The organism is Halochromatium glycolicum (assembly GCF_016584085.1).
GTDB lineage: Bacteria > Pseudomonadota > Gammaproteobacteria > Chromatiales > Chromatiaceae > Lamprobacter > Lamprobacter glycolicus.
Map to the genome: position 1 here is coordinate 1 of NZ_NRSJ01000037.1, position 19,078 is coordinate 19,078.

The window sequence follows — 19,078 nt, forward strand, 5'->3', positions numbered from 1 at the left end:
CCAGCAAGTGCTTGATTGTCGTCGGATACCACCGTTCTTTGGACATTTCACCCGTTTGCAGCACTTTTGTAATTTGGACAATCATGCGCTCAGCTATCTGATCAAGATAGAAAGTCGTCTGGAATATGAAAAGCCATTGATGCATCACCCCCCCCCCCTGAACCAGCGCCCACCCTCAGGAGCCTCCCCCGTGACCCAAATCGATCTGCTTGCCGATCCAACCGGGTCATCGGATCGCGAAACTCGGTTCGATCGGGGCCGGGGTTATGCGCTCGTGCTGCCACGCGGCCCGCGCCAGCCCGGGGATCTCTATCATCGCGGCAGCTTCATGAAGCGGGTGAACCTGCGCGACAAGGCCGAACGGCGCCTGGTGGGGGTCGAGCTGCTGCAGCATGGGGTGAACCAGACCCGCTTGGCCGAGGCGCTCCAGCTCAGCCGCCAGACCCTGCATAACGATCGCGAGAGCTACCGGGAATTCGGCGTGCAGGGGCTGTTGCACGGCTACAGTCCAGCGCAGAGCAAGGACGAGGCGCGCCATCGGCATCGGCATGTCAACAAGCGCCGTCCTGGCGCCAAGGCGATTGAGCTCGCCGCGCTGCGCCAGGCCAAGCGCGCGCAGCCGGGTGCTGATCCGCAGCCGGAGCTCGACTGGAACGACGAGGCGCCCCCGGCGGCCTTCGTGCTCCAAGAGCCGGCCATCGACGCGACCCTTGGCGCAACGCTGGCGGTGCCCTCGCCGACCTCTCAGTCCGAAGCGGCCGCCGTGACCGAGCAGCCCTACGCCGACACCCATGGCTGGGAAGCGAGTCGCTATGCGGGCCTCTTCCCGGTCATCATCCTGTTGATCAGCCAATGGCACTGGCTGGCGCGGGTGATGGGGCTGTTTGGCAACGGCTGGCGGCTGTTCATGGTGTTCGTGCTCATGGCGGTGCGCAACATCCGCTCGATCGAGCAGCTCAAGCATGAGCGTCGCGAAGAGGCCGGGCGCCTGCTCGGACTCAAGGTGCTGCCTGGCCTGGAGACCCTCTGGGGCTGGTTCCATGGCGTCGCCGAGCAAGGCCGTGCGACGGCCTTGGTGGCGGCGTTTTCTGCCGATCAGCTCCAGCGGGGTCTGGTGGGGACGCAGGTCTGGTTCACCGATGGGCACCTGCTGCCCTATACCGGCGAGCAAAAGGTGCATCACACGTATCACACCCAGCGGCGCATGCCGACCCCCGGGCAGACCAATCTGGTCACCTGCGATGGACAGGGGCGCGTGGTCTGCTTCGAGATCCAAGAGGGCAAGGGCGATCTGCGCGCGCGCATCTTGGCCTTGGGTGATTACGCCCGTGAGCAGGCACTCGGGGTGATGCCCTTGCAGGTGTTCGATCGCGAGGGCGATGGGCTGGGCTTTTTCTCAGCGCTGGTAGCGCAGCAAACGCCGTTCGTGACCTGGGAGAAGCACGCCGATGCGGCGCGTCTGCGCGCCCTGGAGGCGGCCTGCTTCACCGAGGCGGTGTCGATCAACGGCACCGACTACCGGCTGTTGGAGGAGATCAAGTCTTGTTCGTTTCAGCCCGAGCCATCGCCGGAGGACGCCGCTGCCGTGCCTGAGCAGCGTTTCGAGCTGCGCCGGGTCGTGATCTGGAATCAGCGCACCGATCATCGCTCCAGTGTGCTGTGCTGGGATGGCACGCTCGGGCTGACGCCAGCGGCGATCGCCACCGCCATGCTCGGTCGCTGGGGCGCCTCGGAGAATACCTTCAAGCATCTCAAAGAGCGTCATCCCTATCACTATCATCCCGGCTTTGGGGTCAGCGAGAGCGCGAAACAGGACATCGCCAATCCTGCGATCAAGGCGCTCGATGCGCAACGCCAGCGTCTCAAGACCCAGCTGGATCGCCTCTACAAGCAACAGGCCAAGAGCGCGCCAAGCACCAATCAGGACGGCACGCCGCGTGCGAACAGCAAACAGCAGCGCCTCGCCACTGAGATCGCCACTGCTGAGGCTGAGCTGAAACGCCTGAAAGCCGACCGCGATCAGCTGCCCGAGCGTGTCGATGTCAGCACCTTGAGCGATTACCGCTCCTTCCAGGCGATCGACAACGAGGGCAAGATCCTGTTCGATAGTGTCACCGCCGCGGTCTGGAATGCGCGCCGGCAACTCATCGAGTGGCTCGAGCCACTCGATGCCAAAGACAGCGATCGGGTCGATCTGCTCTATGCCATCTTCAACTGCCACGGCTGGACTCGCAGCGATGGGCAGTGGGTGGTGGTGCGCTTGGAACCCCTGCAGCAGCCGGCACGGCGGGCGGCTCAGGAGCAGTTGTGCCGGAAGCTCACCGGCTTGGGGGCTAAGATTCCCGGTGGCAAGTGGTTGCGCATCGAGGTCGGCGAGGCGCCGGTTTAGATCGGCTGCTCAGGAGGTAGCTGTCCAAAAAGCTGCGTCGGTTTTCTGCGTTTCCGGGAGGTCTGAACTGACTGGTGCTGCCTTGGTGTGACTGCGCCGATGGAAAGATAACCGCTGGCATGAGCTGGACTGCCACACGTGTCCATAGCGCCGCTCAGTCTGATCCAGCCAGCGATCAAGCGCGGTCACTGTGACGAGGCGGGCGCAGACCCGCCAAGCGCGTCGAGATCGCGCTCGCGCATTCCGATCAGATAGAGGATGCCGTCCAGCCCAACGGTCGCGATCGAGTGCCGCGCCTGCTCCTTGACCAGGGGCTTGGCATGGAAGGCGATGCCGAGACCGGCGATCGAGAGCATCGGCAGGTCATTGGCGCCGTCGCCGACGGCGATGACCTGCTCGAGCCGGATGCCTTCGCGCTCGGCCAGCTCGCGCAGCAGTTCGGCCTTGCGCTGGCCGTCGACGACGCGCCCGATCACGCGTCCGGTCAGCCGGCCGTTCTCGAACTCGAGCGCATTGGCGTGCACGTCGTCGATGCCGAGGCGCCGCTGCAGGTGCTCGGCGAAGTAGGTGAAGCCGCCGGAGAGGATGGCGACCCGGTAGCCGAGCTGCTTCAGCGCGCGGATCAGCCGCTCGGCGCCGTCGGTGATCGGCAGCCGCTCGGCGATACCGGCCAGCACCGCTTCGTCGAGCCCCTCGAGCAGCGCCATGCGCTGGCGGAAGCTCTCGCTAAAATCGAGCTCGCCGCGCATCGCGCGTTCGGTGATCGCGGCGACCTGCTCACCGACGCCGGCGGCAGCGGCGAGCTCGTCGATGACCTCGGTCTGGATCAGGGTCGAGTCCATGTCGAAGCAGACCAGGCGCCGGTTGCGGCGGAAGATGTCGTCCTCTTGGATCGCGATGTCGACCTCGAGATGGCGGCCGAGCTCGAGGAAGCTCGCGTGAAGGGCGCCGACGTCGGCGACCGGACCCTTGAGCCAGAGCTGGACGCTGGCCGGACGGCTGGAGCGCGCGCTGCGCCGCGAGACCCGGCCCGAGAGCCGGGTGATCTGCTCGATGTTGAGCCCGTTCTTGGTGACGACACCGGCGACCTCGCTGATCTGGGCGGCGGTGATCTCGCGTCCGAGCAGGGTCAGGATATGGCGTGCCTTGCCCTGCTCGGCGACCCAGTCCTCGTAGTGATCCGGGTCGACCGGGGTGAAGCGCACGCTGAGCCCGAGGTCATGCGCCGCGAACAGCAGCTCCTTGAACACCGGGCAGCCGGCCGGCTCCTCGGGCAGCTCGACGAGCATGCCGAGCGCCAGGGTGTCGTGGATCACCGATTGGCCGATGTCCAGCACCGCGACATCGTCGCGTGCCAGCACCTCGGTCAGGGCCATGGTGATGCCGGGCCGGTCGGGGCCGGCGATGTCGATCTGAACGATCTCGCGCATGGTGGTTAGGTGGCTAGGGGTGACTCGATTCCGGAGTGGAGGCGTTCAGGGTGAAGGGCTGATCAACACGAGGATCTCGGCGATCATCGGCTCGACCGCGCCTTGGGCGGTGGAGCTCAGGCTGTAGCTGGCATAGCCCCAGTCGGCGCCACCGGCCGAGACCAGCCAGGCCTGCGGACTGCGCTGATACAGGGCCGCGCACCAGGCGAGCAGCTCGCGCGGGTCGTGGAAATGCGCCATCGTCGAGAGGGTCGCAGTGTCCGGGGCCAGGCGGCAGCAGCGGACCTCGCCGGGCGTGAGGTCGGCGGCGGCATCGATGAAGACCACGCGCTCGGCGCGCACTAGATCGTCGACGATCTCGGCGGTCAGGATGTGGCGAGCCTGGACCTCGACGCCGTCGCCGAGCGCTGGGTCGGCCGCGAGCTGCGCTGCGAGCCGATCGGCGACCAGTGGCCCGATGGCGTCGTCACCGCGGATCGGGCTGCCGTAGCCGATCACCAGCGCGCGCAGTGGCCGAGCGGCCTGGGGGCCTGCGGCTGCCTGTTGCTGGTTGCTGGCGGTGGACTCAGGCAAGTAGCCGCTACCGGCTTGCTCGCCACCGACTTGCTCGCCGTCGGGGGCCTTCACGCTGGGACGCTCCACAGCGGGCTGCGCCACACTGGGCTGGGCCACACTGCGATGCTCTCCGCGGGATTGCGCGTCACCGGGCCTCTGGCGACTGTGGCCGGGACCCTGGGCGTCCAGCAAGCCGGCAACAGCGTCGATCATGCGTCGCGCACCAGCCGATCGAGCGTGTTTCCGGCAGCGTCCTTGAGCTCGATGCTCAGCGGCATCTGCCCGAACGCATGCGAGGCGCAGGAGAGGCAGGGGTCGTAGCAGCGGATCATCGCCTCGACCCGGTTCAGCATGCCTTCGGACAGCTTGTTGCCGTCGACATAGGCGTCTGCGACCTGCTTGATGCTCTGGTTCATCGCCAGATTGTTATGGCCGGTGGCGATGATCAGGTCGACCCAGCTGATCAGACCGGCATCATCGATCCTGTAGTGGTGCATCAGGGTGCCGCGCGGGGCCTCGGCGACCCCAATGCCCTCGTTGCGATTGCCGCGGGCCCGGGCGCGGACGCGGGTGTCCAGGATGCCCTGATCCTTGAGCAACCGCTGCATCATCTCGATCGCGAAGATGATCTCGACCAGCCGCGCATAGTGGTAGTGGAAGCTCGAGCGAACCGGCCCGGAGTCCTCCTGCAGCATGTGGAACTCGGCCAGGGCGACGTCGGCGAACGGTGTCCCGCAGCTGTCGGCATTGTTGAGGCGCGCCAGCGGTCCGACTCGATAGATCCCGTTCGGATAGCCCATCGGCTTGTAATACGGGAACTTCATGTAGCTGAAGTCTTCGACGGCCTCGCCGATGATGCGGGGGTAATCCGACGGCGGTACCATGTCTTCGACGATCCGCCCTTCGGCGTCCTTGAGCCGCAGGAAGCCGTCATAGTGCTCGAGCTGACCCTTCGGCGAGACCAACGATAGGAACATCGTCGGCATGGTGCCGAAATGCTCGGCCTCGTCCTTGAACCTAGGCACCATGGTCTTGAACAGCGCATAGGTGTCCTTGGCGATGGTGAGCGCGTTCGGCAGCATCTCCAGCATCGCCTCGCGCTTGCTGCTGTCGAGCGGCTCGTTGACGCCGCCGGGGACGACCCAGGTCGGATGGATCTTCTTGCCGCCGAGCATCTCGATGATGGTCTGGCCGATCTGCCGCAGCTTGATGCCCTGTTTGGCCAGCTCAGGGTTCTGGGCCATTACGCCGAAGATGTTGCGCTGGGCCGGGTCCGAGTCCCATCCCAGCAGCAGGTCCGGCGAGGACAGGTGGAAGAATGACAGCGCATGCGACTGCAGCAGCTGCGCCAGGTTCATGATGCGGCGCAGCTTTTCGGCCGTCGGGGGAATACTCACTGCGAGCAGATCGTCACAGGCCTTGTTCGATGCCAGCAGATGGCTCACCGGGCAGATGCCGCAGGTGCGTGCGGTCAGGGCGGGCATCTCCCGATACGGCCGGCCTTCGCAGAACTTCTCGAAGCCGCGGAACTGGGTCAGGTGGAACTTCGCGTCCTCGACCTCGCCGCTATCGGCGAGCTGCAAGGAGATGCGGGCATGGCCCTCGATGCGGGTCACCGGGTCGATGCTAATGGTTCGGCTCATGGTCGCGGTTCCGGGCAGGGTGCAAAGGGTCATCGCGGACCCTCTGGATAGTGGCTATTGGACCTGTCTACCAGCAGATCGATCCCGGTTCTGGGTCCTCAGGCGCCGAACCGGGTGACCTTGATCGGTTCGGGAGTGCGTCCCTCGATCAGGTCGCTCAGGATGGTATGGATGGTGTCCGCGCTGGGCGGGCAGCCCGGGATGAAGACGTCGACATCGACCACCCCGTGCACCGGGCGCACCGTCTTCAACAGGGCCGGCACGCCGTCGGTCGGGATCTGTTGGTTGACATTGACGTTCTCGAGGTAGGCGCGCTCGTAGACCGTCTCGAGCTTGAACGGATTGCGCATTGCTGGGACGTTGCCGTTGACCGCGCAGTCGCCGAGGCTCACGAGCAGCTTGCATCGGTCCCGGAACAGCCGGGCCTTGTGCTCGTCTTCCTCGTTGCTGATGGAGCCCTCGATGATTCCGACGTCGACCTGGCTGGGCAGCGTCTTGGCGTCGACGAATGGGCTGTAGACGATCTCGATCTTCTCGGCGAGCTCGACCAGACGCTCGTCCATGTCGAGGAACGACATATGGCAGCCGGAGCAGCCATCGAGCCAGATGGTCGCGACCTTGACCTTGCCGGCGGCGGGTTGCGTGGAAGCTTGTGTGGCCGTGGCGGCCTCAGCCTGTGCAGTCATCGCGTGGACCTCCGTCGGGCCAAAATCGGCAGGAAGTGCTGATCTTTGACCATCTCGCCGACGGAAGTGCCCTGCTTGACCAGGGCGCCAGTCGGGCAGACCTGCACGCACTTACCGCAGCTGGTACAGGTGTCGCTCTCGCCCCAGGGACGGGCTAGATCGGTGATCACCTGGCAGTCGCTGCCGCGGCCCATCAGGTCCCAGGTGTGGGCGCCTTCGATCTCGTCGCAGACACGAACGCAGCGGGTGCAGAGGACGCAGCGGTTGTGGTCGACCCGGAACATCTCATGACTGCTGTCGACCCCATAGCCTGCATTGCGATAAGGCATGCGCACGTGGTCGACACCGCAGGCCTCGGCGAGCCACTGCAGCTCGCAGTGGCCGTTCGAGACGCAGACGGAGCAGACATGATTGCGCTCGGCGAACAGCAGCTCGACCAGGGTGCGCCGATAGCGCCGCAGCTTCTCCGAGTCGGTCGTGACCTCCATACCTTCGGCGACGCGTGTCGCGCAGGCCGCGAGCAGCCGGTTCTGGCCGGTGACCTCGACCATGCAGAGCCGGCAGGCGCCGACGACCGAGAGCCCGTCCATCCAGCACAGGCTTGGGATTGGGATCTTGTTCTCGCGGCAGACCTCGATGATGGTCTCGTCCTCGCGGGCCGACAGGTCGAGCCCGTCGATCCGAAGGGTGACGACGCGGACGCTCGGTGGCGGTGCGTTGATTGGCATCGGTCTTCCCGTGTCAAGCGAAGCGGTCAATGAACCTCGAACCGAGACGATACACGACAGATGCGACAGGCGCATGTCGAGTCTCGCCGGGAATAACCCGGTGATCGGTCATGTTAGGACAGTCCCAGGACAGGGGTCGCGAAGCGCTCGGCGGTCTTGGCGAACCGGTCTTTGCGAAGCCCTTACCGCTCGTTCAGGCACTCAGTGTGACCCTGGAGCTGTCTGTAGCGCGGCGCTTCAGGTTGTTGAACCTCTACAGCGGATCATACAGCGGATCAGCGATCGAGCCAGGCGGGGCGCCGCGATCGGGTCAAGCCAGCTGGGGCCGGGTCTTGCCGCCCATCCGTTCGTCCAGGCGTTTCGTCCAAGCGTTTCGTCCAGGCGTTGAAATCAGGGCCATCTGGACGTCTTGCCGCGACCACGAAGTCAGGTGCTGGGTGATATAGCTTGAGCGATATCGCTGGGCGATACCAGGAACGGCCGCTGACGAACTGATAGGGGTGAGGGGGCTGAGGGAGGAGCCCCAAGCGAGGCCCAGCCTGCGGGAACGAGATCCTGCAGGGCTGAGCGCCCTGCGGCCGAGACACACTGTATGACCGCCTCGGCCGGCTATGCTTGCTGCCCGCTATGCTTGCTCAGGTCGCGGCAGAGCGGCCCGGCCAGATGGCTCTGCTCAAAGGCGCGCAGGGTGATCAGCGGTTGCGCAGCTTATTGCGAATCAGGGCGGTGAACTCGGTCACGGCGAACCAAAGCACGCCCACCCAGATCATGGCCCAGGGCAGTCGGCGCCAAAGCTCCGGTTCGGCGTCCGGCGCCGGTGGAAACGCGAACTTTAAGATCACGCCGACGACCATGCCGCCCCAAAACAGGAGCCCGGCGATCGGGATGCGGCGGCCGGCCAGCCGGAACCGGAAGGGCTCGATGGTTTCGCTGGAGGCAGTCGCAGACCCAGCGGCCATTGCCGGAGCCGTCGCCGGTGAGAACGCCTGAGCCGGCTCGGTCGCTTGTGGGCCGCCTGACGCCGGCTGCGGCGACGCATCGGCGCCGGCGGTGTGCGCAATCGGGACGCCGCAGTGTGGGCAGGTGGGGGCACGGTCAGATACCTGGCCGCCACATTCTGGACAATCGATCAAGGCCATGAGATCAGCTCGTGGTATCGCCCGCACAGCGGGCTTGGCTCGCAGTCGGTCAGGGCGCGACTCGCAGCCGTCGATGGGCGGCTCTCCGAGGAGCCCTGTATTTGACCCGGTATCAAAGCAACTTGGACAGAGCTGTTCAAGCGATAGCAAGAGGTTTTTTTGCTCGGGCTCAATGATGATCGCGATAGTCGGGATCGGGCGCGTTGGCGTGCTGGATCTGCTCCAGCAGTCGGCCGATGGAGCGGATCGATGGTTGCCGGTGCTCAGCGAGCGTCGCCGCGTCGATGCCGTCGAGCAGCTGGATCAGACTGCCGGGGTCGCGCGAGCATCGACTGAGGATGTAACGAACGACCGAGTCGGCGAGGTCGAGCCCGCGCTGGGCGGCGCCGGCCCTGAGCAGCGCCGCCCGTCCTTCATCATCGAGCGGCTTCAGGTTGAAGCTGGCCCCGGATGCGAGTCGCGACGCCAGGTCCGGGAGATGAACGCCGAGTCCGCCGCTTGGGGGGCGCGCTGCGATGAGCAGTGGCGTGCCGCGGTCACGAAGCCGGTTGTAGAGATTGAAGAGGGCGCGTTCCCAGTCGTCGGTGCCGATGCGGGCCTGCAGGGCATCGAGCAGCACCCCGTCGCCGTGCTCGAGGTTGTCGAGGACCGCTGGTGACAGTCCCTTCATATCCAGCGCCAGGTAGACGACCTGGCGGCCTTGTCGCCATGCCTCGTCCGCTGTGCAGCGCAACAGATGAGACTTACCGCTCGCCACGGCGCCGTGGACGTAGAGATAGGGCTCGCCGCTGCCTTGCGCCCAGTGCTTAGCGGCGGCGATGACCGGCTCGTTGCCTTGAGCGATGAAGCCTGCCAGCCCCTGGGGTGCAGGCTGCTGGAGCGGAAGCGGAAGTTGCCGCGAGCGCGCCTCCGGCACTGGCGGTCTCAGGTGTCCAATGCGATTGCGGTGCTTGCCAGGCGGCGGCCCAATGCCTGGCACAGATCGCGCTCGATGTCGGTCAACGGCTTATCGTTGTTGATGCCGGCGACGTGAGAGGGGCCGTAAGGGGTGCCACCGGCCTCGGTATGGACGAGCCCGGTTTCGCTGTACGGCAGCCCCATCACGAGCATCCCGTGATGCAGGAGCGGCAGCATCATCGATAGTAGGGTCGACTCCTGTCCACCGTGCAGGCTGGCTGTCGAGGTGAAGACACCGGCGGGCTTGCCGGTGAGGTCGCCTGCGAGCCAGAGCGCCGAGCCGCCGTCGAGGAAATACTTCATCGGCGCGGCCATGTTGCCGAAACGGGTCGGGCTGCCGAGCGCAAGTGCGCGACAGTGCTTGAGATCGTCCTGGTCCGCATAGGGCGCGCCGGCAGCCGGTACACTGTCTTCGGTTGCCTCGCAGACGGTGGAAACCCGTGGGACGGTGCGTAGGCGTGCTTCGAGGCCGGCTTCTTCGGCGCCGCGTGCAACCTGGCGGGCCATCTCGGCGGTGGCGCCAAAGCGACTGTAGTAGAGGACGAGCAGATAGGACATGGCGACGGTCAGATAGGAGGTGTGGCAGCGGCGAACATGGCCTTCAGTGCCGATAGGATATCACGGGGGGGTCGGGCAACTCGCCGCATCCGCCTGGCTCGAGCTTGGTCTCTTCGTATCGTTTGGCTGCTTCAGTGCTGGGTGGGCGGTGCCGGGTTGCTGACCACGCCGGTGAAGAGGCTGGTGGCATCGACGGCGTCGAAGCGGTAGCCGCGGTTGCAGAACTCGCAGGTCACCTCGATGGCCCCTTGTTCGGCGATGATCGCGTCGAGCTCGTCGCGCCCCAGCGTTTGGAGACTCTTGGCGATCCGTGTGCGTGAGCAGCCGCAGCGAAAGGCGACCGGTTCCGGCTCGAACAGCCGCACCGTCTCTTCGTGGAAGAGTTGCCGCAACAGGTTCTCGGTCGGCTGCTGCAGCAGCTCCTGGGGCTGGACCGTGTCAGCGAGGATGACGGCGCGGTTCCAGTCGTCCTCGTCCTCCGTTTGGCCGGGCAGGCGTTGAAGCATGAGGCCGGCCGCACGCTGATCGCTGATCGCAAGCCAGAAACGTGATGGCAGTTGCTCCGAGGTGGCGAAGTAGTTTGCCAGCGCCTCGCCGATGGTTGCGCCCTCCAACGGGACGATCCCCTGATAGCGGTCGCGGCCTTTGGCGTCGATGGTCAGCACCAACCGTCCGCTGCCGAAGAGTTGCTGCAGGGTACCTGGCGTGATCTCGCCATCCCAGCGGGCAAGCCCGCGGATCTGGTGTTGATGGGTAGCCTGCGCGACCAGCGTCCGCAGCGGTCCTTCGCCCTGGGCCTGTAGGATCAGTGATCCCTCCAGCTTGAGCGTTGCGGTGAGCAGCAGCACCGAGACCAGCGCCTCGCCCAGTGGCTGTTTGATTGCGTCCGGATACTGATGGCGTTCCAATACCGCCTGCCATGCGGCGTCCAGCCGAACGAGCTCGCCCCGAACGCGCGAGCGTTCGAAGACGAATCGGTGCAGAGAGTCGCTGTCGGAAGACATACCGGTTGTGGGGTCCGTGACGGGGTTGAAGTCGCGCAAGGCTGCGCTGCGGGCGATCGGATGGGCTCAGACGAGTATGGATGCAGCCGCCCGGATACGGAAGCGGCGCGGCGGCGCTGAGCCGATCGCAGCCTAGATGGCCCTGGCAGGCTTCAGGAGGCGGCGAGTCGCGCCTCGACGCTCGCGGTCTTCTGCTCGAGCCGGCCGACCGGTCCTTGACGGATGTCGAGCTTGACGGTCGCGTAGACACGCTCGCAACCGGCCTCCGAGAGCGCCGCGTGGGCGCGCTCGATCAAGGCCGTCGCGTCGCCAAGCTGCTCGGTCTCGATCAGCGTGCCCATCGCCGTCAAACGGTACGGGTGCCCACTGTCGGCGATCAGCTGGACAATGGGTGCGACATAGGCGCTGAGATGCTCCCCTTGTCCGACTGGGAAGATGCTAAGGTCTACGAGAACAGACATGGGTTCACCTCTCGGTTTAAGCTAAGGCGCGACGTCGTTTCGTTGCCGCGCATTCATCAATGATCACTTCTGAAGTACCTGACTTCGATCCAACCGCTGACCCGGACTGGGATAGCCCGCTGAGCTTCCGGCTGACGCCGGAGCTGATCGTTCATGCCATCATGGAGACCGCCTCGGCCGTCCATACCGGCTGGGAGAGCTGTATCGACGAGGATGCGGTACTGTCGCAGATCGCGGCGATGGATGACACGGGTGACAAGGCGGTGCGCCTGGTCGAGCAGGCGTTCGCCGATGAGCAGGATAGTGACCTGACCTGGCATGATTGGACCGTCGAGGTGCGGGCCGGCGGCGTGCTGATCGTGGGTCATTGGCAGGTCCGTTCCAACGCGGCACCGCTTGATTGGGAGTGGGCGGCCGCGGCGGCCGAGCGGGCCTTCGAACGGGCCTGCGTATTGGTCGGCCGACGTGTCCGGCGCGGCATGATGGTGGATGAACCGCTGCCGCGGGAGCTACCACCGCGCTCGAGTCGTCACTGAGTGGCTTGGAGACCCTATCGAGAAGGCTGCTTGGCGAGCGCAGCGTCCTGATGTCGAGGGGGTAGAGTACTGTGAGGATCTTCGAATGATTGGCCGGCCTGATTGGAGGATACGATGAAGTTCCATGTCGATATCGAAGCGTCTCCGGCTGAGCTGCGCCAATTGATGGGGCTGCCGGACCTCGAGGGGTTGCAGCAGCGCATGCTCGACGATATTCAGGCCCGGATCGATCAGGGCCTGGAGGGCTATGATCCGCTCGATCTGATGCAGCCCTATTTGAAGACGAGCTTGGCCGGGATGGACCTGATGCAGCGTCTATTCGCCGCTGGGCTTGACAGCAGTGGGAGGGCGGGCGCCAAGGCCGAAGGCTCGGATCTCTGAGCGCCTGAGTCGATCTTGCATTCTGCTTCGCTGTGATCGCCTTCGTCTGCTTCTAAACCGCGTCCAGAGACAGAAACGTCATTCTTCCGCAGCAGGCGCGGTCAAAATTGCGCATCCCACACTGGACGCGGTGTAAACCACACAGCCGTGCAGACGGACTGTCGTCAGGAGGAGAATCCGATGGCTCATCAACTGCTGATCCTTGGCTGCCGGACCATGCGTGAGGGCGTGGTGGTGTCGTTCGTCTTCTTTGTTGCTGCGGTGCTGCTGTTCCTGGCCGCCACGCATGTGGTGCCGGCCGTTGCCTACGCCCAGCAGATCGTGCTGCTGCTGGCGCTGGTACTGATGATCCTGGCCCCGGTGGTGCTGATCTCGACCTTCTTGATCTCGGTGCTGCCCGGAGCGCGCGAAAAGCTCGAGAAGTGCGAGCACTGATGTCCGTGCCGTGCGGGGGTGGCTGATGATCGTGCGTGAGGGCACGGGCAGTGGTTCCGGGCCGGCCCAGCGGGCTCGACCCACGGCAGGCCCGCCACATGACCGTGCCTGCCGTGTGATTTCGGGGTAGGGCTCAGTATCCGCTGTCAATAGCCGCCTTTGCGCTGGACTTCAGGGAGCCCGGCGATCTTGGTGCCTTGTTTCGTCGGTGCGAGCGGGAAGAGCTTGTAGACCTCCTTGCTGCTCGGCTTGCTGCCCCATTTCTTTCCGAGGTCCTTTAGTAGGACGCGCTCCATTGGCTGGTGCTGATTGTTGTTGAAGTACTCGTCGCGGAGGTAACGGATGACGTCCCAGTGGCGCTCGGTCAGCTCGATGCCCTCGATCTCGGCCAAGGCCTGGGCGACGTCCTCATCCCAGCTGGCCGGGTCTACCAGGAAGCCGGAATCGGTGGTCTCGATGGTCTTACCATTTACTTCGATCGCCATTGCGAATGCTCCTCTCGTCGTTCAATGCCGCCGGGCGAATCACTAGCGGCTTCGGGTTGGTCAGGGATGGGCGCCGAGCCCGTCGGGGCCCACCGGGACCCGACGGGCTCGGCGCTCGCATGTGAAAACCCTCGAATATTAGTCAATTCTTGTGGAGGCGTCATCTGGATGCACGAGGCAGGTCTTCGCTTTCAGGCTCGGCGACCGAGAGCCGCGCCGGGCTGGCGCGCCGCCTCGGTCTCCGCGGAGGGAGCGTCAGCCTGTTGCCTTGCCCGCTGCCTCGATCCCTTTGTGCGGCAGGAAGATGCCGCAGCCCATCGTCTGGTGCTCGCCAATCCCGTGCTGCTGCAGCTCGAACGATTCCTCCAATGTCAGGTCTGCGAGCATGAGGCTGCGTGTCAGCAGCGTGCCCTCGGGGGTCGCTAACGGCTGCGTCTTACCACAGAGGGCCTTGCGAACCTTGATGCCGCGCGGGGCGAGCTCGGTTGCGATCCGGCGTAGGAACCGATCCTCGTCTTCATCGGCTTCGGCGACGATATAGCGCGCGAAGAGGGTGGTCTCAGCGCTCAACGGGCGTTCCTTTCCGACGCCGAGGGCGACCTCGGCATCGGCAACCCTGAGCGTCCGGCCCTCAAGGGCGGTCTTGAGGTTGTCGACGCGATAGCGAGGGACGCGGACGCCGAGCTTGGTGCGTCGCGATGGCAGCAGACGCTCAGAGCTGTCATGGGCCGGGCGCTCCCAGCCGTTCTGCGAGCCGGCGACATGGATGGTGTGAACCGCTGCCGCGTCCTCGTCGGCGAGCCAAGGCACCGCCTGCAAGATGGCCTGCGACAGCGCATGGGCATGGTCTACAGGCAGCGATTTGCACTGCAACGCGAACAAGACGTCGACGACGTCATCGGGAACCTGTGGCTGTTTTTCCTGCTCCGCTTCTTGCCAGAACATGAACGCGATCCTCAGTTGACGGGAAGCTTGCCTTGAAGGGCATCGCGATCGAACCACCAGTCGTCCTGGACCAGGACATCGACGACATTGCGCAGCCGGACCAGGAACTTGTCAGGCTCCCGCAGCTCCAACCGGTCGCGCCAGAGGTCGAATGCCTGTTGTGACTGCACCTCGCTGTGGCGCCTTGCGACATCGGCCAGCAGCTGAGAGGTGAAAAAGGTGAGGTTGTCCCGCTGACTACCCTCGGCGCGCACATCCGCCAGGAAGAGGGCCGTGGTTGCTGCGACCGCTGCCCCGTCGGCATCGTCGGGCGTCTCATCGACGACGTGCGAGAGCAGCTCGATCGAGAGCTCGACGTCGATCGGGTAGGTCACGGCCAGCCAGATGCCCTGTCCGAGCGCGTTGAGCGACTCAGGCTGCTCGGCGCGAAACAGGACGTCGCAACAGTCAGCAGCGGACTCGAAGGCCTCGGCCTCGATGAAGGTATCGAAAGCGGCCCGAGCGAGTGGCCAGGCGTCCTCGCCACGCCCGAGACCGACGAGCGTGCGCGCCTGCTGAAGCTGCAGCTCGGCGAGCTTTGCCTGGTCGGCACCAATACGTGAGAGGGTCGTGTACTGTTCTTCGAGCGCCAGCAGATGCGACTCCAGGGCGGCTTCTTCCGCTGCGCGATTGGTGACGGAATCGGCGGCGCTATCCTGTAGATGGGTCCGCGTGATGTCGTAAGGCTTCATGGCATCTGCTCTCGTCGCCGGTAACGGCGCTGTCCTCATTTGAATATCGGTGATGCATTGTTCGGTGCATGCGGCTGGTCAGGACGCGAGTCGAGTGCGACCCTTCCGCTCGATCATGCTGCTCGGCGACAAGTGCTCGGCTCTAGACGGGCCGGCCGTCTCAACCTCCGTTGGGTCGGGCGATCCTGCTCGCGCGCGAGGCGGAGGACTCTTGCTGCGGCCGCTTCTCGAGGGCCCTTTCTCGAGAGCCGGCTTGCAGCGCGTACTTGGTCGAGCCAAAGCCGGCGCGACGATCTCGAGCTGCATGGCGCCGTCGAGTCGCTCGAGGCTAGCGGATCAGACCGCTGAAGGCGGCCTCAAGGCGGTCTTCCCAGTCCTCCGGGGTATCGGAGAATGGTGGCTTCACGTCGATGCGAAAGAAGCGCTCGCCATGGCGAGCGATCTCCTGAATCGCTGGAACCAATTCTTCGAAGCTTTCGATCTCCTTTTGGGAGACAAGCACGTCGCTGAGCTTGAGCATGCGGTCTGAACCTCGCTAACAGAAGTACCTTGTCCGGTCGTGTCGCCGCTGCATGGCAGTGACCGGGGCTGTCCGGCCATCCGCCCTCGTCCCGAGCAGGTGAAGTCGCGTTGAGGCAAAAACAACTCGCCGGGTGAGGGACCTCCCGCCGGCCCATCCGCGATGCGATCCAGGCCGTGCCTGGCCCATTGCCGTTCACTGGTGCCGGTGACTGACGCCGAGCCGACGCGAACGGGCTCCCGGGGCGCTGAAGCGGGTTTCGGTGCGCACCGGTTCGGCCGGGGTAAGCTATTGGAATATTAGAATATGTTGACAGAGCGCAAGGCTGCGCTTAAGCTCTTCCCACCGGCGCCCGACTATTCTCGGGCGTATTAGGTTACTGATCCGGAAGAAGAAAAAGTGGCGCTGTCAACTATCCCGATGGGGATAGTCGGAGCTGATCTACCCCCTCCCTAAGGTGCGGTTTGCGGGTAGCGCGGTGCGCCGTATAGTTCGTTCCCGTGGCATACGGCGCCGCGAGAGAATCCGAATTCGAACTCTGTCTTACCACGACGTTTCTCGATAGGAGAGATAGCGACATGGCCCTCGATAAGCACCAAACTCCGATGCTCGACCAACTTGAGGACGGCCCCTGGCCGAGCTTCATCTCGGGCATCAAGCGCCTTCGCGACGAGCACGGCGACGAGCGCATCAACTCCGTCACCAACGACCTGCTCGGCCAGCTGGAGCACTCCTACGAGACCCGTAAAGGGTACTGGAAGGGTGGCACCGTCTCGGTCTACGGCTACGGCGGCGGCATCATTCCGCGCTTCTCCGAGGTCGGCAAGGCGTTCCCGAAGTCCAAGGAGTTCCATACCCTGCGCGTCCAGCCGCCGGCTGGTAATCACTACAGCACCGCGATGCTGCGTCAGCTGGCCGACAGCTGGGAGAAGCACGGGTCGGGTCTGGTTACCTTCCACGGTCAGACCGGTAATATCATGTTCATCGGGGCCGACACCCAGGCGACCCAGCACTTCTTCGACGAGATCAACGACTATGGCTGGGACCTCGGCGGTGCCGGCCCCTGCGTCCGGACGGCGATGTCCTGTGTCGGCGCGGCGCGCTGCGAGATGTCCTGCACCAACGAGCTGAAGGCCCACCGTGCGCTCGTGAACAACTTCACCGACGACGTCCACCGTCCGGCGCTGCCGTACAAGTTCAAGTTCAAGGTCTCGGGCTGCGCGAACGACTGCCAGAACGCGATCGAGCGCTCGGACTTCGCCGTGCTCGGCACCTGGCGCGACGACATGAAGGTCGATCAGGATGAGGTGAAGGCCTACGTCAAGGCCAAGGGCCGCCAGTACATCATCGATAACGTCATCACCCGCTGCCCGACCCAGGCGCTGTCGCTGAACGACGACGACACCCTGAACGTCAACAACCGTGACTGCGTGCGCTGCATGCACTGTCTGAACGTGATGCCGAAGGCGCTGCATCCCGGCGACGACAAGGGTGTTACGATCCTGATCGGTGGTAAGCGCACGCTCAAGATCGGTGACCTGATGGGCACCGTGATCGTGCCATTCAAGAAGCTCGAGACCGAGGAAGACTACGAAGAGATGGTCGAGATGGCCGAGAACATCATCGACTTCTGGGCCGAGAACGGGCTCGAGCACGAGCGCTGCGGCGAGATGATCGAGCGCATCGGCCTCGCCAACTTCCTCGATGGCATCGGCATCGAGGCTGATCCGAACATGCTGAGCCACCCGCGTCAGAGCTCCTACGTCCGGATGGACGGTTGGGACGAGGCGGCCGAGCAGTGGTTCGAGCGTCAAGCCGAGAAGGCCGCGGGCTAACGTCCCGCCGACCTCCGGCCTAGGCCTGCGCCGGCGAGCTGCGCCTAATGGCGTGCTCGCCGGCCCGAGTCGCGCCGAATTAGATCAGCACCTAATTGTTTTCTGATTGACTGGAGAGTTTTCGATGGCTAAAGACATGCGCGAGCCCATCGAGTCTGGTTGTCCCGACCCGTGGCAGTACATGCATCCGGTGATGCGCAAGAACTTTGGGCAGTGGAAGTGGCACGACCATCCGCGGCCGGGCGTGCTGCGCCATGTCGCCTACAGCGGCGACGAGATCTGGACCGTCCGTGCCGGCACCCAGCGCATCCTGGACGTCTTCACGCTGCGCAAGCTGTGCGACATCGGCGATGAGTACGCCGACGGCTACGTCCACTTCACGCTGCGCTCGAACATCGAGTACATGGTGACCGACGAGTCGCGGGTCACGCCGCTGATCAACGCGCTCGAGGACGCCGGCTTCATCGTCGGCGGCACCCAGAACTCGGTGACGATGATCTCGCACACCCAGGGCTGGCTGCACTGCGACATCCCCGGCACCGACGCCTCCGGCGTGGTCAAGGCGATGATGGACGAACTCATCGACGAGTTCCGCAACGCCAATATGCCCAACCGGGTGCATATCACCACCAGCTGCTGCCAGATCAACTGCGGCGGCCAGGGTGACATCGCGATCAACGTGCAGCACACCAAGCCGCCGAAGATCAACCACGATCTAGTCGCCAACGTCTGTGAGCGGCCGTCGGTCGTCGCCCGCTGCCCGGTCGCGGCCATCCGCCCGGCGATGGTCAACGGCAAGCCCTCGCTCGAGGTCGACGAGCGCAAGTGCATCTGCTGCGGTGCCTGCTATCCGCCGTGCCCGCCGATGCAGATCAACGACGCCGAGCACACCAAGCTGGCGATCTGGGTCGGTGGCAACCACTCCAACGCCCGCGGTAAGCCGACCTTCCAGAAGCTCGTCGCCGCCGGCATCCCGAACAACCCGCCGCGCTGGCCCGAGGCGACCGCGATCGTCAAGCGCATCCTCAAGGCCTACAAGGAAGGCGCCCGGGATTGGGAACGGATCAACGAGTGGATCGAGCGCATCGGCTGGCCGCGCTTCTTCGAAGAGGTCGAGCTGCCGTTCACCAAGTACCACATCGATACCTGGCGCGGCTCTCGTGCCAGCTTCAACGCCTCTTCCTATATCCGTTTCTAACGAACGGATTCCGGAGCCCACACTAGCGAGGTCGCAATGAAGTTCGCAATCCAGGTCAATGAAGGACCCTACCAGCACCAGGCTGCCGATTCGGCGTATTTCTTCGCCAAGGCGGCCCTCGAGAAGGGGCACGAGGTGTTTCGTGTCTTCTTCTACCACGATGGCGTCAACAACTCGACGCGGCTAACCACGCCGCCTCAGGACGACCGCAACATCGTCGAGCGCTGGGCCGAGCTTGCGGAACAATATGACCTCGATATGGTCGTCTGTGTCGCCGCTGCTCAGCGGCGCGGCGTGGTCGACGAGGGTGAGGCGCAACGCAACGGCAAGGATGCCACCAACATCCATCCCCGGTTTCGCATCTCCGGCCTCGGACAGCTGGTCGAGGCGGCGATTCAATCCGACCGGCTTGTCGTCTTCGGCGACTGATCAACCCGACCGGAACGCAAACGAGGGGAATCC

Annotated in this window: 21 protein-coding genes and 1 pseudogene; 7 read left to right on the top strand and 15 right to left on the bottom strand. The window is 64.6% G+C overall.

Annotated features, from left to right (window positions below; all coding sequences use genetic code 11):
- The first annotated feature begins 190 nt into the window (after positions 1-190).
- Positions 191-2,389: a helix-turn-helix domain-containing protein gene (locus CKO40_RS17160; RefSeq protein ID WP_200347675.1), complete on the top strand. Its 2,199-nt coding sequence runs from the start codon at positions 191-193 to the stop codon at positions 2,387-2,389.
- 185 nt (positions 2,390-2,574) lie between these two features.
- On the opposite strand, the gene serB is transcribed toward CKO40_RS17160, so the two are convergent.
- The 11 genes and pseudogenes from serB to CKO40_RS17210 form a co-directional block, all read right to left on the bottom strand.
- Positions 2,575-3,819: a phosphoserine phosphatase SerB gene (serB, locus tag CKO40_RS17165; RefSeq protein WP_200347676.1), complete on the bottom strand. Its 1,245-nt coding sequence runs from the start codon at positions 3,817-3,819 to the stop codon at positions 2,575-2,577.
- Positions 3,820-3,864: 45 nt separating this feature from the next.
- Positions 3,865-4,446 carry a hydrogenase maturation protease gene (locus CKO40_RS24510; RefSeq protein ID WP_338074211.1) on the bottom strand — a complete coding sequence of 194 codons (582 nt, stop codon included), beginning with the start codon at positions 4,444-4,446 and terminating at the stop codon, positions 3,865-3,867.
- A gap of 137 nt (positions 4,447-4,583) precedes the next feature.
- Positions 4,584-6,017: a Ni/Fe hydrogenase subunit alpha gene (locus CKO40_RS17175; RefSeq protein ID WP_200347678.1), complete on the bottom strand. Its 1,434-nt coding sequence runs from the start codon at positions 6,015-6,017 to the stop codon at positions 4,584-4,586.
- Positions 6,018-6,115: 98 nt separating this feature from the next.
- Complete coding sequence (locus tag CKO40_RS17180) at positions 6,116-6,703, bottom strand: NADH-quinone oxidoreductase subunit B family protein (protein ID WP_200347679.1); 588 nt, start codon at positions 6,701-6,703, stop codon at positions 6,116-6,118.
- The gene (gene hoxU / locus CKO40_RS17185; RefSeq protein ID WP_200347680.1) at positions 6,700-7,431 is read right to left on the bottom strand and encodes a bidirectional hydrogenase complex protein HoxU; all 732 of its coding nucleotides are present in this window, start codon (positions 7,429-7,431) and stop codon (positions 6,700-6,702) included. Before hoxU ends, CKO40_RS17180 begins: the two co-directional genes overlap by 4 nt.
- A gap of 692 nt (positions 7,432-8,123) precedes the next feature.
- Positions 8,124-8,390 carry a hypothetical protein gene (locus CKO40_RS24515; protein WP_242477141.1) on the bottom strand — a complete coding sequence of 89 codons (267 nt, stop codon included), beginning with the start codon at positions 8,388-8,390 and terminating at the stop codon, positions 8,124-8,126.
- A 108-nt stretch (positions 8,391-8,498) separates the two neighbouring features.
- Positions 8,499-8,570, bottom strand: a pseudogene (locus CKO40_RS25460) (zinc ribbon domain-containing protein); the annotation flags it as partial.
- Positions 8,571-8,739: 169 nt separating this feature from the next.
- A complete protein-coding gene (hda, locus tag CKO40_RS17195; RefSeq protein ID WP_200347682.1) occupies positions 8,740-9,486 on the bottom strand; it encodes a DnaA regulatory inactivator Hda in 747 nt (248 codons plus the stop codon).
- Positions 9,487-9,494: 8 nt separating this feature from the next.
- Complete coding sequence (wrbA, locus tag CKO40_RS17200) at positions 9,495-10,085, bottom strand: NAD(P)H:quinone oxidoreductase (protein ID WP_200347683.1); 591 nt, start codon at positions 10,083-10,085, stop codon at positions 9,495-9,497.
- Between the two features lie 131 nt (positions 10,086-10,216).
- Complete coding sequence (gene hslO, locus CKO40_RS17205; protein WP_200347684.1) at positions 10,217-11,089, bottom strand: Hsp33 family molecular chaperone HslO; 873 nt, start codon at positions 11,087-11,089, stop codon at positions 10,217-10,219.
- A 152-nt stretch (positions 11,090-11,241) separates the two neighbouring features.
- On the bottom strand, positions 11,242-11,550 hold the full coding sequence (locus CKO40_RS17210) for an MTH1187 family thiamine-binding protein (protein ID WP_200347685.1): 309 nt from the start codon (positions 11,548-11,550) through the stop codon (positions 11,242-11,244).
- A gap of 59 nt (positions 11,551-11,609) precedes the next feature.
- On the opposite strand from CKO40_RS17210, the gene CKO40_RS17215 reads away from it, so the two are divergent.
- The 3 genes from CKO40_RS17215 to CKO40_RS17225 all read left to right on the top strand — a co-directional run bounded on the left by CKO40_RS17215 (position 11,610) and on the right by CKO40_RS17225 (position 12,902).
- A complete protein-coding gene (locus CKO40_RS17215; protein WP_200347686.1) occupies positions 11,610-12,086 on the top strand; it encodes a hypothetical protein in 477 nt (158 codons plus the stop codon).
- A 114-nt stretch (positions 12,087-12,200) separates the two neighbouring features.
- Complete coding sequence (locus CKO40_RS17220; protein ID WP_200347687.1) at positions 12,201-12,467, top strand: DUF6489 family protein; 267 nt, start codon at positions 12,201-12,203, stop codon at positions 12,465-12,467.
- A gap of 180 nt (positions 12,468-12,647) precedes the next feature.
- On the top strand, positions 12,648-12,902 hold the full coding sequence (locus tag CKO40_RS17225; RefSeq protein ID WP_200347688.1) for a hypothetical protein: 255 nt from the start codon (positions 12,648-12,650) through the stop codon (positions 12,900-12,902).
- Positions 12,903-13,048: 146 nt separating this feature from the next.
- Here the strand turns inward: CKO40_RS17225 and CKO40_RS17230 are convergent, their stop codons facing one another.
- From CKO40_RS17230 to CKO40_RS17245, 4 genes are all read right to left on the bottom strand, one after another.
- Positions 13,049-13,387 carry a TusE/DsrC/DsvC family sulfur relay protein gene (locus tag CKO40_RS17230; RefSeq protein ID WP_200347689.1) on the bottom strand — a complete coding sequence of 113 codons (339 nt, stop codon included), beginning with the start codon at positions 13,385-13,387 and terminating at the stop codon, positions 13,049-13,051.
- A 255-nt stretch (positions 13,388-13,642) separates the two neighbouring features.
- Positions 13,643-14,332: a type I-MYXAN CRISPR-associated protein Cas6/Cmx6 gene (gene cas6, locus CKO40_RS17235; protein WP_200347690.1), complete on the bottom strand. Its 690-nt coding sequence runs from the start codon at positions 14,330-14,332 to the stop codon at positions 13,643-13,645.
- A gap of 11 nt (positions 14,333-14,343) precedes the next feature.
- Complete coding sequence (locus CKO40_RS17240; RefSeq protein WP_200347691.1) at positions 14,344-15,063, bottom strand: hypothetical protein; 720 nt, start codon at positions 15,061-15,063, stop codon at positions 14,344-14,346.
- Between the two features lie 328 nt (positions 15,064-15,391).
- Positions 15,392-15,583: a sulfur relay protein DsrC gene (locus tag CKO40_RS17245; RefSeq protein WP_200347692.1), complete on the bottom strand. Its 192-nt coding sequence runs from the start codon at positions 15,581-15,583 to the stop codon at positions 15,392-15,394.
- A 578-nt stretch (positions 15,584-16,161) separates the two neighbouring features.
- Between CKO40_RS17245 and dsrA the strand changes: the two genes are divergently transcribed.
- From dsrA to tusD, 3 genes are all read left to right on the top strand, one after another.
- On the top strand, positions 16,162-17,418 hold the full coding sequence (gene dsrA, locus CKO40_RS17250; protein ID WP_200347693.1) for a dissimilatory-type sulfite reductase subunit alpha: 1,257 nt from the start codon (positions 16,162-16,164) through the stop codon (positions 17,416-17,418).
- A 124-nt stretch (positions 17,419-17,542) separates the two neighbouring features.
- A complete protein-coding gene (gene dsrB / locus CKO40_RS17255; RefSeq protein ID WP_200347694.1) occupies positions 17,543-18,616 on the top strand; it encodes a dissimilatory-type sulfite reductase subunit beta in 1,074 nt (357 codons plus the stop codon).
- Positions 18,617-18,652: 36 nt separating this feature from the next.
- A complete protein-coding gene (gene tusD / locus CKO40_RS17260; RefSeq protein WP_200347695.1) occupies positions 18,653-19,045 on the top strand; it encodes a sulfurtransferase complex subunit TusD in 393 nt (130 codons plus the stop codon).
- Positions 19,046-19,078: the final 33 nt, after the last annotated feature.